Origin of the sequence: Pantoea sp. MQR6 (assembly GCF_022761075.1) — a bacterium.
Lineage (GTDB): Bacteria > Pseudomonadota > Gammaproteobacteria > Enterobacterales > Enterobacteriaceae > Pantoea > Pantoea phytostimulans.
This window is the reverse complement of sequence record NZ_JAKYXB010000006.1, coordinates 200,656-215,898: the sequence shown is the minus strand read 5'-3', so window position 1 is coordinate 215,898 and position 15,243 is coordinate 200,656. Positions and strand designations below refer to the sequence as shown.

General features: G+C 52.2%; 14 protein-coding genes. 7 read left to right on the top strand and 7 right to left on the bottom strand.

Annotation, left to right across the window (positions count from 1 at the left end):
- Nucleotides 1-57: 57 nt before the first annotated feature.
- Entirely contained in the window at nt 58-1,500 is a 1,443-nt protein-coding gene (gene xylB / locus MUG06_RS19965) for a xylulokinase (protein WP_243079808.1), read from the bottom strand.
- A gap of 818 nt (nt 1,501-2,318) precedes the next feature.
- On the opposite strand from xylB, the gene MUG06_RS19960 reads away from it, so the two are divergent.
- Complete coding sequence (locus tag MUG06_RS19960; protein ID WP_243079807.1) at nt 2,319-3,767, top strand: sugar porter family MFS transporter; 1,449 nt, start codon at nt 2,319-2,321, stop codon at nt 3,765-3,767.
- Nucleotides 3,768-3,813: 46 nt separating this feature from the next.
- Here MUG06_RS19960 and MUG06_RS19955 read toward each other — a convergent pair whose 3' ends face one another.
- The 6 genes from MUG06_RS19955 to MUG06_RS19930 all read right to left on the bottom strand — a co-directional run bounded on the left by MUG06_RS19955 (nt 3,814) and on the right by MUG06_RS19930 (nt 9,644).
- Nucleotides 3,814-4,947 carry an ROK family protein gene (locus tag MUG06_RS19955; RefSeq protein WP_215848089.1) on the bottom strand — a complete coding sequence of 378 codons (1,134 nt, stop codon included), beginning with the start codon at nt 4,945-4,947 and terminating at the stop codon, nt 3,814-3,816.
- Nucleotides 4,948-5,075: 128 nt separating this feature from the next.
- Nucleotides 5,076-6,599, bottom strand: coding sequence for a sodium:solute symporter family protein (locus MUG06_RS19950; protein ID WP_243079806.1), 1,524 nt, complete (start codon nt 6,597-6,599; stop codon nt 5,076-5,078).
- Between the two features lie 184 nt (nt 6,600-6,783).
- On the bottom strand, nt 6,784-7,524 hold the full coding sequence (dnaC, locus tag MUG06_RS19945; RefSeq protein ID WP_215848088.1) for a DNA replication protein DnaC: 741 nt from the start codon (nt 7,522-7,524) through the stop codon (nt 6,784-6,786).
- The gene (dnaT, locus tag MUG06_RS19940; protein ID WP_215848087.1) at nt 7,524-8,060 is read right to left on the bottom strand and encodes a primosomal protein DnaT; all 537 of its coding nucleotides are present in this window, start codon (nt 8,058-8,060) and stop codon (nt 7,524-7,526) included. The genes dnaC and dnaT overlap by 1 nt, the downstream gene beginning before the upstream one ends.
- Before the next feature lie 113 nt (nt 8,061-8,173).
- On the bottom strand, nt 8,174-8,857 hold the full coding sequence (locus MUG06_RS19935; RefSeq protein ID WP_243079805.1) for a hypothetical protein: 684 nt from the start codon (nt 8,855-8,857) through the stop codon (nt 8,174-8,176).
- Between the two features lie 76 nt (nt 8,858-8,933).
- Complete coding sequence (locus MUG06_RS19930) at nt 8,934-9,644, bottom strand: autotransporter domain-containing protein (RefSeq protein ID WP_215848086.1); 711 nt, start codon at nt 9,642-9,644, stop codon at nt 8,934-8,936.
- Nucleotides 9,645-9,783: 139 nt separating this feature from the next.
- Here MUG06_RS19930 and MUG06_RS19925 point away from each other — a divergent pair, with 139 nt between their 5' ends.
- The 6 genes from MUG06_RS19925 (at nt 9,784) to MUG06_RS19900 (ending at nt 15,214) form a co-directional block, all read left to right on the top strand.
- The gene (locus tag MUG06_RS19925; protein WP_243079804.1) at nt 9,784-10,344 is read left to right on the top strand and encodes a DNA-3-methyladenine glycosylase I; all 561 of its coding nucleotides are present in this window, start codon (nt 9,784-9,786) and stop codon (nt 10,342-10,344) included.
- Between the two features lie 116 nt (nt 10,345-10,460).
- A complete protein-coding gene (locus MUG06_RS19920; protein ID WP_215848084.1) occupies nt 10,461-11,123 on the top strand; it encodes an OmpA family lipoprotein in 663 nt (220 codons plus the stop codon).
- A gap of 162 nt (nt 11,124-11,285) precedes the next feature.
- A complete protein-coding gene (locus tag MUG06_RS19915) occupies nt 11,286-12,275 on the top strand; it encodes a LacI family DNA-binding transcriptional regulator (RefSeq protein ID WP_243079803.1) in 990 nt (329 codons plus the stop codon).
- A 65-nt stretch (nt 12,276-12,340) separates the two neighbouring features.
- Entirely contained in the window at nt 12,341-13,366 is a 1,026-nt protein-coding gene (locus MUG06_RS19910) for a LacI family DNA-binding transcriptional regulator (RefSeq protein WP_243079802.1), read from the top strand.
- A 138-nt stretch (nt 13,367-13,504) separates the two neighbouring features.
- The gene (locus MUG06_RS19905; protein ID WP_243079801.1) at nt 13,505-14,251 is read left to right on the top strand and encodes a sugar phosphate isomerase/epimerase; all 747 of its coding nucleotides are present in this window, start codon (nt 13,505-13,507) and stop codon (nt 14,249-14,251) included.
- 9 nt (nt 14,252-14,260) lie between these two features.
- Nucleotides 14,261-15,214, top strand: coding sequence for a sugar kinase (locus MUG06_RS19900; protein ID WP_215848081.1), 954 nt, complete (start codon nt 14,261-14,263; stop codon nt 15,212-15,214).
- Nucleotides 15,215-15,243: the final 29 nt, after the last annotated feature.

Genomic DNA, 15,243 nt, shown 5'->3' with positions numbered 1-15,243 from the left:
CCGGCCTTCCCCCACAAAGCGGGGGAAGGCGATGTTGCTCCATCAGTGGCTTCTTCCTCACGCCATTAAAGGCTGTAACTGCTGATACAACCGGCTAAACGTCTCGCGCATTGGCTGATAACGGGCAAAGCGTTCCGCATCAGGCTGATGGCGCTGAGCCAGCACCAATGTAGAGGCCTTAGCATCAGGATCGACCGCCAACTGCGCCAAACGTGCCGCGCCCAATGCAGGCCCCACGTCGCCGCCGTGACAATAATCCAGCGTCTGTCCGCTGATATCTGCCAACATTTGCCGCCACATTGCGCTGCGTGCGCCACCGCCGATCAGCATAATACTCTCTGGCGTGACGCCACAGTCATGCACGGCATCCATGCCTTGCGCTAACGCGAACCCCACGCCTTCCAACACGGCACGCGCGAGTTCAGCCCGACCATGCTGGTGGGTAAAACCAAAGAAACAGCCTTTAGCTTCAGGATTGTTATGCGGCGTGCGCTCGCCAGAAAGATAAGGCAAAAACCACAGCGGTGACAGATCCGTTTTGGCCTGTTCCGCTTCGTTTAATAATTGCGAAACGTCTTCACAACCGGTTAGCGCGGCGGCCCAATCAAGACATGACGCCGCACTCAAGATCACCGACATCAAATGCCAGCGCTGCGGCAATGCATGACAAAAGCTATGGACCGCCCGTTCGGGATTACTGAGATAGCCGTCGCTCACGACGAAATAGACGCCGGATGTGCCCAGCGACAACATGCCTTGCCCCGGCTCCGCCATGCCCACGCCTATCGCACCGGCGGCATTATCACCACCGCCCGCAGCCAGCGGCACCGCGTTCATCTTCCAGCGCGTCGCGAGTTCAGCATTCAGCGTACCGGTGATCGCGTTTCCTTCAAACAGGCGCGGCATCTGCTCACGCGTCAGGTTACAGGCATGAAGCATTTCATCGCTCCAGTCGCGTTGCGCCACATCCAGCCACATCGTGCCCGACGCGTCGGAAAGATCGGTGGCGAAATCGCCACTCAAACGCCAGCGCAGATAATCCTTTGGCAGCAGCACTTTAGCGACCTGGCGAAAAATATCTGGTTCATGCTGCTGTACCCAAAGTAGCTTTGGCGCGGTAAAGCCTGCCATCATTAGGTTACCGGTGATGTGACGTGAATTCGGCACTCTCTCTTCCAGCTCACGACACTGTTCAGCGCTGCGACCGTCATTCCACAAAATGGCTGGACGCAACACGCGAGACTCCTTATCCAGCAACGTTGCACCGTGCATTTGTCCACTCAGCCCTATCGCTTTAACGTCGCGCAGAGGATGATCTTTGCTCAGCGCCTGCATTGCGCGGTCTAGCGCTTGCCACCATGCTTCAGGATCTTGCTCGCTCCACAGCGGTTTAGGCCGGGACACGCTGAGTTTTTCCGTTTGACTGGCCAGCACATTGCTGTGCGCGTCGACTAACACCACCTTGATACCCGACGTGCCGAGATCAATGCCAATGAACATGACCTGCTCCTATTGCGTGGAATGATGACGCGCTCAGTATCTACTGGAATGGCGTAGGCAGGTTGAAACCGTGTGAAGAAATTGATCAAGGTCGCATGCGCGAGCTTTTGCGATGTGATTAACCCCGCCGCAGTCTTGTCGGCAATCTGGCGAATGCTATCCCCAGCGGCCTTATCATAAAGACAGATCGTCGTTTCCGGTGAGGTGGCCAAATTTCAAAGCCAGCTGGGACCATCAGCGTTCCTGGGCAGGTTCGACTGCTGTGAGCTCCGCAGTTATTTACGCGGCTGTTAAGCAATGCACAGCTTCAACGCTTCCAACTCTCTCTTTTTATCTCTCTCCATAATGGAAAAATAATTTCATATCTTTTGGGAAGAAATCAATTCCTGTCTTAATTTCTGTTCTCTCTCACTGCAGATTTTTGAGCTGAACGTCATGAAGTAGTCAAAGCTTGTTTCTTATCAGTATGATTTATATAAATAAAAGTTTTCATCAAGCGTACTGGCTTAGTTTTCTGAAAAGTAAGCGTGTTACTTTCTCAGGGGTTAATCTTTTGTAATCACTGATAGTTTTCTCTTTTTTTGGTTTTATCTGTTTATCCTGCTGTTCCTAAAGGCAAAAATTGATAGTTTCCCATCTTTACTATCACGAAATATTCCAACCCCGCTCACACTTTTGGAAAAATTAATCCAAATTGATCGATTTAGAAAATATATTTCATGTGTGCTTTCACTCTGAAGCCGCTAAACCCGAAGACAATAACGACTCCTCTTTCTGAACTGGATACGTTCAGGCAGTAGAGAACAGGAGCTTGAAAGATGGATACCCGGCAAAAACGCTACAACATGAAATACGTCATGCTCTGTTGTACGGTCGCTGCATTTGGCGGCCTGCTGATGGGATATGACTCGTCGATTATTTCCGGTGCAATCGAGCCGCTAAGTGAATATTTTCAGTTATCACCAGCTGAAACCGGTTGGGCTGTGTCAAATATTCTGCTCGGTAGCCTGGTGGGCTGCTTCATTGCGCCAAAACTCAGCGATAAATTTGGCCGAAAAAAATCCCTCGCGATCACCGCACTGCTGTTTACCGCCTCGGTAGTTGGCACCGCCATCGCGCACAACTTCGTTACCTTTGTCGCCTTCCGCATTCTCGGCGGCCTGGCGATTGGTCTGGCTTCGGTGATTTCTCCCATTTACCTTGCTGAGCTGTCACCCTCAAAGTTTCGTGGTCGCACTACCGCGTTATATGCCGTGTGCTGCGTCGGTGGGCAATCAGTGGTTCTGCTGACCAACTACTTCATCAATAAATCGATGCTGCCAGAAATGATGATTGATATCGGCTGGCGCTACATTCTGGCGACCGCATTAGTGCCCTGTGCGCTGTTTGTCTTCTTTATCGCTTTCATTCCTGAATCCCCTCGCTGGAACGTTCTGAAGGGAAAAGATAAAGAGGCGCTGGATACGCTAAGCAAAATCTCTAATCGCGATCACGCAGAAAGCGTTTTGCAGGAGATTAAAAGCTCGTTCTCCACAGAGGCCGCGAGTCAGCACAAAGCCCGCTTCCGCCTGAATAAAACCACCGTGCCGTTGTTGATTATCGGTATTGGATTAGCGGTGGGTAACCAGATCAGCGGCATTAATGTTATTCAATATTTCGGTCCTACCTTGTTGAAAAATGTCGCAAGCAGCACCGATTCCGCGCTGTTACAAACTTTCTGGCTCTCGGTTTGTCAGTTTGTGGGTGTGCTGATTGGCATGTCATTAATTGATAAAATGGGACGTCGCAAGCTGTTGCTGATTGGGGCCATCACTTCTGCCATCTTCCTGGCGTATACCTTTGTCGCGTTTTATTACCGTTTGCCTGGCTTGCTGGCTGTGGTGGGTTTATTCGCTTACATGGTGTTCTTTGGCATCACGTGGGGACAAGTTGTCTGGACGGTGCTGGGTGAACTTTTCCCAACTGAAATTCGCGCTATCTGCGTGGGCATTTCAATCTGCGCAATGTCGATGGCAAACTTCATCATCAGTACCACGTTCCCGATTATGAACAGCAACCCTTACTTGGTTGAAGTCTTCCATGGCGGCTTCCCGCTGCTGTTGTTCGCAATCTTCTCGGTGGGCATGTATTTCTTCACCTTCCGTTATTTACCTGAAACGGCGGGCGTGCCGCTGGAAAAAATCCATGCGCGCGTGTTGGAGAAATTCAATGTTGAGGCTGAGGAAGGCGTTCTGGTGAATGAACCGGCTAATCAGTCGCGTTCATAAGATGAAAGGGCAGCGAAAGCTGCCCTTTATATGGAAAATGAATGGATTAACTGACTCGCTGCTCATACTGTTCAAGCACAGCTAGCGCCAATCCATTTGCCGGGTTAAGCCGGGTTTGCAGAAAATGCAGATCGGTATGTTGATAGGTAAAAGCCAATGCGCTGGACTCTGCCACGCCGCTGACTGCCTCGCAAAACCCGAGATGTGCACTCCATGGGCAATCAATCACGATGCTGGCCGGATTAAGCAGCAGCATGATTTGACTCAGCGCCTTACCCAGAAAACTTCCCGCCTGCATCATCACTTCATTCACAATTTTTGGGGCGCTTTCTCGATTTTGCCAGGTTAAGCCCGGCTGACGTTGAGCCAGCTGTTGTTTTATCGCCGGTTGGCTAATCAGAGCTTCCAGGCAACCTTGTCGGCCACAGCTGCAACGGGGTCCGTTTGGTTGTACGGTTAAATGGCCCGCTTCTCCCGCCGTCCAGCTATTGCCGGTAAAGACCTCACCATCCTGCACTAACGCACCGCCAATACCTTCCGAAATGCGCAGATAGAAGTGGCTGCTTTCTGTCGTCAGCGCAAGTTGCTGCACAGAGAGCAGCGCTGCCGCTTTCACGTTATTCATGACGCGGATAGGCATACGGACATGTTTGCGCAGAGAGGTGAGCAGATCGACATCCTGCCAGCCGAGATGGGTAGAAAGGTGCATCCAGCCGCGTTGCGGATCGACAATGCCGGGAAAGCCCAGCCCGATGCCCAATAAGTCGGGGAATTTATCGCTGATCTCACGACAAACCATTGCCAGTTCAGCCAGCAGTTTAGTGGGATTACTGGTGTCAGTGCGTAGCGTTTCTTCAGCAAGTACCTGTGAAAAATAGTCACAGACGCGCCAGTGAATGGTATTACGCTCTACCATCACGCCAGCACTTTTTAACTTTTCCGGGCGCAGCGTGATTTCAATCTTTGGTCGTCCTGCGGTCGCCACGCTGACCGGGCCTAACTCCTCGATAAGATCCTGTTCCAACAGGTCATCAATGATCAACGAAACCGTGTTTTTACTGAGCGACAGGGTTTGGGCGAGATCCTGGCGTGACGTTACGCGCATCCTGCGCAGTTGCGTCATCACCCGCTTTTGGTTATTTAGCCGCAATAATGCTGGCCCTTTGCCACTGGCTTTCATGACGCATTCACTCAACAGAAGAGAAGAGTTTCAGTGTATCAGCGTCTGTGCATTCGTCACCCCACACTTTCATGCCCTGTTTCACACAACGCCCAATAACCGGCGGCGATCGCCGTGGCATTACACAATTAACGCTCTGGCGAAACGGAGCTTTCCTGTGGCCAGCGCGAATTTTCCGGCATGCCCTGATCGTTATTAAGTGCGTGGAGAAGTGCATCAACCTGCGGATCAACGGGTGAGCGCCGCATCCAGCCCATTACGGTGAACAGCACCAGTGAAGAGAGCACGGGCGCGGCAACCTGCGTGGCGGTACTGACATCGTTCAATACAAACTTCACGTAGAAAAAGGTCGTAACGCCAATGGCCCAACTCGTGAGCGCCGCCGCGCTGCCGCTGCGCCGAAACCACGGGAGCAAACCGAGCAGCATAGGGATAGAAATGGGGCCGACCAGGCCACCAAACCAGATAATCAGTAACGATAAAACGCCGCCAAAGTGGCTGGCATTTATCGCGATAATTAACGTCAGAATAATGAACAGAAACGCGGTGAGACGCGCCACCAGCAAAGAGCTTTTACCGCGCTGGAAAAGGTTCGGCATCATGCCGGGCAGAATATCGCGAGTAACAACGGCGGTGATGGCATTGGCATCAGACGAGGTCATTGAGAGCGTATGTGTAAACATAGCGACCAACACCAGGCCGACTAAGCCATTGGGCAGCAATTCCATAGCCATCAGTGAATATGCACGCGACGGATCGGCAAGATCAGGATAGAGCAGTGGAGCAGCCCACATCGGCCAGAACAGCACCAGCGGCCAGATCAGGAAAAGCGCGGATGAAAGCAGGGCGGCTTTACGCGCTTCGCGCCCCCCAGAAGCAGCAATAAACCGCTGCGCCAAATTCCAGGTGCCGCCGTTGTAGCTCAGCGTGTAAATAATGAAATAGGCAAAAATAAACCCCAGCGTGTAGGGTTCCTGCACGATTTGCGTGTGACCGACTGGCAAATGATCCCAGATGGACAATAAAGCATGAAAACCGCCCAAATGCAGGGCAACGGCGATGAGCATGACAATCGCCGCCACAAACTGCACGATGAACTGACCAAAATCGTTGCAGGCGTCTGCCCACAATCCGCCTATTACGGTATAAAACAGGCTCAGGGCACCAGAAAGGCAAATTCCGATGATCGGATCAATACCGGTAAATACGTTGATGATGACCGCAATAGCGGCCCATTTGGCGCCGACATCAAAGGTTTTCAGCAGTACGCCGCTCCACGCCAGCACCATCTGCGTTGGCAAATTGTAGCGCGTGACGAGATATTCCATTGGCGATTCAATATTCATGTGGATACGCAAACGCGCCCAACGTGGCGCAAACACCCGTGAGCCAATGAATACTGCGATGGAGATGGGCAAAGCCCACCAGAAATAGAGCGTGATGCCCATGTTATATGCAACGGCGGCATAGGCGACAAAGACGGCGGCGCTGTAGCCAGACATATGATGCGAGACGCCAGAAAGCCACCATGGCATTTTGCCGCCAGCGGTAAAAAAGTCGCGCGTGCTGCCCACTTTCCGCATCGCCCATAGCGTAATGAGTACGATCATCAGGGCATACAGCGCCATTACCGCATAATCAAGCACGTTCATCGCAGATTCCAGAAGGGCTGCCCAACGAACACAGCAGCGTCGTCGGCATTAAGGGATTTATCTCTGGTCAGGATAACAGCGTCCTGGCACGGTTATTGGAAATGGAAGGTGATGCTGTCTGCCCGCTGCACTTTAAAACGGCAGCGGCTGAAATAAAACTGCCCGACGAAGCGGGCAGTAAGATTTAATATTCGTCGCCGCGAACCCGGCTGCGATAGCTTTCCCAGTCGAAGCGCACCCAAAGGCTGTTGCCCAGGCGCATGCGATCCATCACCCTTTCTCCCAGCAAAGTATTCATACCTGCGTGGTCGAGATTGGACAACATACCGGTAGGACGTTTTGATGAGGATCGGCGATCAACAATCTGATTAATAATGACTTTTTCGTAACGCGATTCGCTTTGCATTCCAATTTCATCGATCACCAGCAGATCGACGCTGCTGAGATCCTGAATCAGCCGCTCTTCGGTGATATCGCTGGTGCCGCTAAACGTGCCTTTCATGCTGGACATCAGATCGGCGACCGTAACGATTAACACACTTCTACCGCGTAAAATTAAATCGTTGCCAATAGCTGCGGCTAAATGGTTTTTACCTGTGCCAGGACGGCCGGAAAAAACAAAGCTGGCGATACTGCCGTCAAACTCTGCGCAATATTGTCGCGCCAGTTCGAGCGCTTTACGCTGGCCTTCATTCTCAACGCGATAGTTATCGAATGAGCAGTTCATATGCAGTTCGCGAATGCCGGAGCGGCCCATGATGCGCTGCATTTTCATCGCGCGGTTTTCGCGCACAATGGCTTCAGAACGCAAGCGGCCTTGTTCCTGATTCCACGCCAGCAGATCTTCACCACTGGTGAATTTAGGTTGGGTGCCGGCAGGCATCATTTTTTTCAGACGGCTAAAGAGATCGGTCGGCGTTTTCATTACTCACCTCGGAAACCATCGGGAATAGTACGGTCGGGATTGGGCAACTGCGTAATGTCACGCTTAGGCTGCCCGCCGTTAGCGGCGCGATTCATCTGTATACTACGCGCCAGCTTTTGCTGCCACTGAACATGATGGAATAATCGGCCTTCTGCTTGCCAATAGGCGACAAATGCAGCCAGCTCCGAGGCGGTCACCGATTCGCTGAGTGCGACGCCCCAAATTGCGGCTTGGCGTGAAAAATCAGCGTCCGGTTGCCAGCCATCGTACATGGCAAACTTGCCGACCGGCGTATGAATCGCGGCGGGCGCATCGTTAAACAGGCTGTCATCCAGCGCCACGTCATTGGGTTGCTGTATGGCGGCTTCCAGCGCTAAGAGCTGCGCCAAACGCTCCGGCGTGATGGCGTACATCACCGGCGCATAATCTTCTAACACCGCCAGCGTGCCTTTGTCAGCCTGTTGAAGGGCGTTAAGTGGATCCTGACGGAAAGCATCCAGGCCAATAAGCGTTGACGTTAAGATTTTGACTGACATGAAGAGACCTGACGTTAGCAAACACGTTGCGCCGGAGAGATGACCTGTCCGACGCAGAAGTGCATATTGTACCTTTTTTAACGCGCAGAATCGCTCAAAAAGCGCTGAGGCGTTTAGGACGACGTGATGGGCGTCGCTTTGCTGCGATGGGAAGCCATGGGTTTTAAGACTGGCTCGCTAACTGCGGCTGTTACCGGGCGGGTTTGCCATAAATAACGTACCGACGCCAGCGTGCACAAACTGTATCCCAGCAATTCGGTGCCTTCTTCCGCCATATTTTTTACTACGCGGTTGTAGCCATCCATCATCATGTGTTCCCACAAATAATGCGTACCAAACAGGCGTGAAAACACCAGCACGACTAAAAAGCCGCTCGCCATTACCGGCCAACTGCGATTTTGCAGCAGATTCGCCAGACCTTGCAGAGTACGTTTCGGTGAGCGAATCGCAACGGCAAGGCAACCAGCCGTCACGGCCAGCGAAAACCATACCCAGCTCCCGTGATGAATAATGTCAAACAGGAAATCGAGTTCGCGAATCAGCATACAGCTGTAAAAGCCGCCGATCAGGGTTAAAGCGCCACGCTGCTCAGGGCGTTGGTACGCCGCAGCAAAGAACAGCACGGCCACAATGGCCAGTAACGCTTCCTGGGTGGTTTCCGTTAAGGAGGTTTCATGCAGCGCATCATTCATCCAGGCAACGTCGATATAAATCGGCGCCACCATCAAAATAAGGAAAAGTGCTGCAAATATAAAAACGGCCATTTCACGGCCAATAATTGTCAAATTTTCACGCATAGTGTTACCAGTATTATGATTAGCGCGCTCATTATATTTTATTCAGCACGCGCGCCTTCTCATTTTATGCCGCACCTTAAAAGCTGGCGCTTACACCCAAGCTATAAATGAACTGTTCACCGGTATTCAGCGCATCGGTTTGAGAAAAAGAGGCGAAAGCCGCCAGATTATTGTTAAGCGGCATATGCGCCCCGACGCTGACGTCTACCCAATTCTCCTGACGATTGTTGGGATCGTCTTCAGCACGGTAATTAAGATTCTCCTCCACGAGCTGATGGCTGTAACTGAGCTGAGCCCAAGGCGTAATCCAGCCTAACTTTGAATCGACGCGCCAGCCAACACTCGCGACCTGATCGTGATTGGGCCGCTCACTGAAATCACATTGTGGGCAAGTGAGCGGGCGCTGATCAACAGCATATTGCGCCACCGGACCGGTCGTAAACGAGTGATTGATTGGCAAATCCCAGCCTGCACTAAAACGGGTGCCTAGCGGCGTTGCCCCAACGCTGCCGGGTTCGCTACGCAATGCCATTGGGATCGATGCCGGCGCATTGAGCGCTGCATCCCATAATCCTTGCTGCTCGTCGGTAAATTCCAATGGAGTGCGAGAGATTTTTTCCGCCAAAATGGTGTTGTAGTCGGGAGGGATGACCGTAGAACTTTGATTGTCATGCAGGGCAAAGTCGCCACCCCATGCAAAGGCGGGTTGAATGATCGCTAAAAGCAACGCACTACAAAAAAGCCGCACTGGATAGTGCTGGCCTGTACAAGGACTTTTCTGCAACATGAATTCTCCAGGCGAGGCTGAAGGAATGATCGGGCGCTTTGATTAAAGGATCGTTATTGCGCCTGTCGTTTAACTATTAACCGATTGTCCCTAAGATCAAGGGTCTCGATAAAATTTTCCTACAATCAGGATTACTACGATGCAACGATGTGGCTGGGTAACACAGGATCCGCTCTATCTGGCGTACCACGATAAAGAGTGGGGAATCGCGCAAACTGACAAAAAAATGCTGTTTGAAATGTTATGTTTGGAAGGGCAGCAAGCGGGATTGTCATGGATTACCGTGCTAAAAAAACGCGAAAATTATCGGGAAGCTTTTGGTCGGTTTGATCCGCAAATCGTGGCCTTAATGAATGAGGATGATATCGAGCAACTGCTGCTAAACAGCGGCATCATTCGCCATCGCGGTAAGATTTCAGCCATTATTACCAACGCGCGTGCTTATCTGGCAATGGAAGCAAAGGGTGAAGATTTTGCCCGTTTCGTCTGGGAATTTGTTGATAATGCGCCAATTGTTCATCATCACGCCGATTACCGCTTAGCGCCCACCACGTCAGAGCAGGCTATTGCGCTCTCCAAAGCCTTAAAAGCGCGTGGTTTTAAATTCATCGGCCCGACAATCTGTTATTCATTTATGCAGGCTTGCGGGCTGATTAACGATCATCAAACAACCTGTTTCTGCCATCCCGATAATCTTTAGCGGCCATTGTTTACAAAATAAGACTTTCCCTCACGCCTTTCCTCATCATTCCACGGCATAATCGATCCGTTTTAGAGGAGACATTTCTCCACTGTGAAGAGTGTAAAGGAACGAAAATGCAGAAAAATTTATTAGCGATCACCTTGTTACTGAGCGGCAGCCTGGCCCTGTCAGGCTGTACTACCAATCCTTATACCGGCGAATCTCAGGCGGGTAAATCAGGCATGGGTGCTGGCCTCGGTGCACTGGTTGGCGCGGGCGTAGGCGTGCTTTCATCATCGAAGAAAGATCGTGGTAAAGGCGCGTTGATTGGCGCTGCGGGTGGCGCAGCCTTGGGCGGCGGTGTCGGTTATTACATGGATGTACAGGAAGCCAAACTGCGCGACAAGATGCGCGGTACGGGCGTCAGCGTGACGCGTCAGGGTGATAACATCATGCTTAACATGCCAAACAATGTCACCTTTGATTCCAACAGCAGCAGCCTGAAAGCGGCGGGAACCAATACGCTGTCTGGCGTGGCAATGGTCCTGAAAGAGTATCCAAAAACGGCTGTTAACGTAGTGGGTTATACCGACAGTACCGGCACGCGTGCGCTGAATATGCGTTTATCGCAGCAGCGCGCTGAAAGCGTAGCCAGCACGTTGATTGGACAGGGCGTCGCGAATAATCGTTTACGTACTCAAGGTGCGGGACCGGACAATCCTATCGCCAGCAACAGCACGGAAGACGGAAAAGCCCAGAATCGTCGTGTAGAGATTACGTTGACGCCGCTTGGTTAATTGTGTCGCCCTCTTAACCGGGGGCACACCGTTAATGTTCACCTCATTTTCCGACAACTTTGAGTAAAAAGTGCGCAATAAGTTCCAGTTAGGTGCCGATACATAGAGCCAGGTTAAACTTTATGCTAGCGTGATCAAAATCCGAACTGTGAGTAACGCATCATGTCGCTTAAAGCCATTGCTTCCCTATTAGGTCTTTCAGTGACAACCGTAAGCCGTGCTTTGAATGGTTACGAGGATGTGGCGCAGGAAACGCGTCAGCGCGTGGAAGAGGAAGCTCGCCGACGCGGCTATCGCCCTAATGCGGCGGCTCGTCATCTGAAAACAGGCCGGGCTAATGCGGTGGGTTTAGTGTATCCGGTCAGCGCGCCGCCATTGAGTGATGGCTTCTTCAGCGAGATATTACTGACGCTGGATCAGTGCCTTTCCCGCCATGAAATTGACTTACTCCTGCTCGCCAATAAGCCAAAAGAAAGCCAACCTACCTTAACGCGTATGCTGCGAAGCCGTGCGGTAGACGCCATTATCGTGACTCACACCACGCCGCAAGATCCGCGCTTACTGCAACTGCAACAAAAGGGCTTTAACTTTTTAGCCATGGGGCGCAGCGATTTACCACAAACCTATGCCTGGTTTGATGTGGATAACTACGCCGGTTCGCAGCTGGCGGTAAATCATTGCCTGAAAAATAATCTGCAACAGATTGCCTGGCTTGGCGGCAACGAACCCTGCACGTTTGTGCGCGACAGGCGTCAGGGTTATTTGGATGCTCTGGGCCAGATTCCACCGTTTGCTATGGCTGCGGTTGCGCCTTCGCGGCGATGCGGCTATCAGCAAACCTGCGCCTGGCTGGCGCAAGGCAAGCTGCCACAGGCCATCATTACCGATTGCAGTCCACTAGCGGAAGGCGCGGCGATGGCGCTCCAGCAAGCGGGCCGTTTGCTGGGCGACAATGCCGTCACGTTGATTGCCTGGGATGGTCTGCCGCGTGATGCGATTCTCGATCAGCCGATTATTGCTATCCGGCAGGCCTCGAACAATGAAATCGGTGAACGGGTCGCGGAGATGGTTTTATCTCTGCTTGATGGTGCGCCGTTAAACCAATTACAAACCCTTTGGCAGCCCTGGCTACAGTTGCAGGCCCACGCATAACGGTTTTTTGCGACCGGCTTCGGCTGTGCTAGTCTCTGCCTGATTCTTACTTAGCAGGGTATTTCATGAAAACCAGGCCGCCTCGCGCCACTATCAGCGATGTTGCTCACGCGGCACGAACCGGAAAAACCAGTGTTTCTCGCTATCTGAACGGTGAACAACATCTCCTTTCTGTGGATCTCAAGGCCCGCATTGAGCAGGCTATTGCTGACCTGAGCTACAGCCCAAGTCAGATGGCGCGCGGCCTAAAACGTGGCCGAACCCGGCTAATTGGTTTGATCATCGCCGATATCACCAATCCCTACTCTGTGGACGTGATGTGCGGCATTGAAGCGGCCTGTCGTGAATGTGGCTTCACCTTACTGATGTGTAACACCAATAACGAAGTGGATCTGGAGCAGCATTATTTGCAATTGCTCAGCAGTTATCAGGTGGAAGGCATTGTGGTCAACGCCGTTGGGATGCGTGAAGAAGTATTGAGTCGCCTGCAACAATCTTTGCTGCCGATGGTCCTGATTGACCGTAAAATTCCTGACTTTGCGTGTGATGTGGTTGGGCTGAATAATGCCGAAGCTGCTGAAACGGCGACGCGTCATTTGGTGGATAACGGTTATGACGCCTTGCTGTTTCTCAGCGAACCGCTAGGCAGCGTCAATACGCGTCGCGAGCGTTTGCAGGCATTTCGAAAAGTGCTCGCTGATTACCCGCATATACAGCATGAAAACGCTGAAGTGCCGCTGCATCAGCCCGCTGAAATGGATGCAGCCCTGAATGCTTTCTACCAGCGTCATGCGGGCAAGCGCAGTGCGGTGATGGCGGCTAACGGCGCGTTAACCCTGCAAGTCGCGCGTGCTCTGCAACGCATTAATCTGCGTTGGGGCGATGAGATTGGCCTACTTGGTTTTGATGAACTGGAATGGGCCGCTTTAGCGGGTGTCGGCATCACGACCTTGAAACAGCCGACCTGGCAGATTGGTTATGCAGCGCTGGAGCGCTTAATCGCCCGTATTCAAAGTAACGATCTGCCGATCGTTGAACAGGTTTTTCCCGGTGAACTGATTACCCGTGGTTCCAGCCAGCGTTTGCCCTAATTTTTAAGACTCTTTCCCGCCACGCCGTGCTCACTTCGTGAGCACGATCATAATTTCAAGTTTTGCTTCTTTGCTTTGGAACCGGTTCCATCTAACGTTTTTATATTCGTTACGGGAATGTCCCCGCAGGAGCAAAACATGAAAGCAGAAATCATCGTCGTTACCGCCGCCTATGGGCATCAGCAGATCGCCGCACTTGGTGGTCAGTTAGCCTTATTGCCGATCATTCAACAGGCTGGTGCAGACGGTGTTGAAATCCGCCGCGAACTGTTTGATGACGCCACGCTGGCTGACTTGCCTGCGCTGGCTAAAGCCATTGAGCAGCATCAGTTACGTACCAGCTATTCCGTACCCGATACGCTGTTTTGTGACGACGGCGGATTAAATCCTCAGCTGACGAACTACTTTGAAGAAGCGCAGCAGTTAAAGGCTCAGCGTTTGAAAATTGCATTGGGCAACTTCCAAACGCTGCCAACCGAGCAGCTGCGCGCACTTCTTGCCAGCAGCGATATCCAGCTGGCGGTAGAAAACGATCAAACTGAACAGGGCAAGCTGGCGCCGTCTCAGCGTTTTTTCGCTGCGGTCAGCGAAGCAGATTTACCCATTAGCATGACGTTCGATATGGCTAACTGGTGCTGGACACAAGAAAACGCCGAGCAAGCTGCTGCTGAGTTGGGTGCGTATGTCAGCTATATCCATGTTAAAGCGGCGGTCGCGCAAGGCGACAGCTTCCGCGCTATTGCGCTGGACGACGCGGATGAGAGCTGGCTAAACCTGTTGAAAAAGCTGCCAGAAAATGCACCGCGCGGTATTGAATTTCCGCTGGAAGGCGATGATTTGTTGGCCGTCACACGTCATTACGTGGCGCTACTGCGCAACGTTTAAGGAGTAAACATGACAACGCATCAAACCGGCATGCTTGACGTTGTGACCATCGGCGAAGCGATGGCAATGTTCGTTGCGCGTGAGACCGGCGATCTGGCCGCTGCTGAAACGTTTGTAAAACGCGCGGCTGGCGCAGAACTTAACGTGGCAATCGGTCTGGCGCGTCTCGGCTTGAAGGTCGGCTGGGTAAGCCGTGTCGGTGATGACACCTTTGGTCGCTTCATCTGTCAGCAACTTGATAAAGAAGGCATCGATCATCAGCAGGTAGCCTGTGATAAACGCTATCCGACCGGCTTTCAGCTTAAGTCAAAAGTGGACGATGGTTCTGACCCGCTGGTGGAGTATTTTCGTAAAGGCTCGGCAGCCAGTCACCTTTCGGTGGAAGATTTTAATCACGACTATTTTGGCTCTGCGCGCCATCTGCATCTGAGCGGCGTGGCGGCGGCGATTTCTGACAGTTCATTAGCGCTGTTGAAACACACGGCAAAAGAGATGCGTGCACGCGGCAAAACGATCTCTTTCGATCCCAACCTGCGTCCCGTTTTATGGCGCAGCGAAAATGAAATGCGTAAGCAGCTTAACCATTTAGCGGAATATGCCGATTGGGTGCTGCCAGGTGAAAATGAAGGGCTGATTTTAACCGGCCATCGTCAACCGGAAGCTATCGCTGACTTCTACCTCGATAAAGGGGTGAAAGCGGTGGTGATCAAAACCGGCTGTGACGGCGCATGGTTTAAAACTGCGGAGGGCGAAAAAGGGCAGGTAGAAGCCATTTTGGTCGACAACGTGGTGGATACCGTCGGCGCTGGAGATGGTTTCGCGGTTGGCGTCATTAGCGCGCTGCTGGAAGGTAAAACGCTACCGCAGGCGATTCGCCGCGGTAACAAAATTGGTTCTTTGGCGATTCAGGTGATTGGCGACAGCGAAGGTTTGCCGACGCGTCAGCAATTGGGCGAATACTAACCTGCATCTCAATCGCTTTGACAGAGGGT

Coding starts and splice junctions, on each gene's coding strand:
- xylB (WP_243079808.1), bottom strand. CDS start 1,500: ATGTTCATTGGCATTGATCTCGGCACGTCGGGTATCAAGGTGGTGTTA.
- MUG06_RS19960 (WP_243079807.1), top strand. CDS start 2,319: ATGGATACCCGGCAAAAACGCTACAACATGAAATACGTCATGCTCTGT.
- MUG06_RS19955 (WP_215848089.1), bottom strand. CDS start 4,947: ATGAAAGCCAGTGGCAAAGGGCCAGCATTATTGCGGCTAAATAACCAA.
- MUG06_RS19950 (WP_243079806.1), bottom strand. CDS start 6,599: ATGAACGTGCTTGATTATGCGGTAATGGCGCTGTATGCCCTGATGATC.
- dnaC (WP_215848088.1), bottom strand. CDS start 7,524: ATGAAAACGCCGACCGATCTCTTTAGCCGTCTGAAAAAAATGATGCCT.
- dnaT (WP_215848087.1), bottom strand. CDS start 8,060: ATGTCAGTCAAAATCTTAACGTCAACGCTTATTGGCCTGGATGCTTTC.
- MUG06_RS19935 (WP_243079805.1), bottom strand. CDS start 8,857: ATGCGTGAAAATTTGACAATTATTGGCCGTGAAATGGCCGTTTTTATA.
- MUG06_RS19930 (WP_215848086.1), bottom strand. CDS start 9,644: ATGTTGCAGAAAAGTCCTTGTACAGGCCAGCACTATCCAGTGCGGCTT.
- MUG06_RS19925 (WP_243079804.1), top strand. CDS start 9,784: ATGCAACGATGTGGCTGGGTAACACAGGATCCGCTCTATCTGGCGTAC.
- MUG06_RS19920 (WP_215848084.1), top strand. CDS start 10,461: ATGCAGAAAAATTTATTAGCGATCACCTTGTTACTGAGCGGCAGCCTG.
- MUG06_RS19915 (WP_243079803.1), top strand. CDS start 11,286: ATGTCGCTTAAAGCCATTGCTTCCCTATTAGGTCTTTCAGTGACAACC.
- MUG06_RS19910 (WP_243079802.1), top strand. CDS start 12,341: ATGAAAACCAGGCCGCCTCGCGCCACTATCAGCGATGTTGCTCACGCG.
- MUG06_RS19905 (WP_243079801.1), top strand. CDS start 13,505: ATGAAAGCAGAAATCATCGTCGTTACCGCCGCCTATGGGCATCAGCAG.
- MUG06_RS19900 (WP_215848081.1), top strand. CDS start 14,261: ATGACAACGCATCAAACCGGCATGCTTGACGTTGTGACCATCGGCGAA.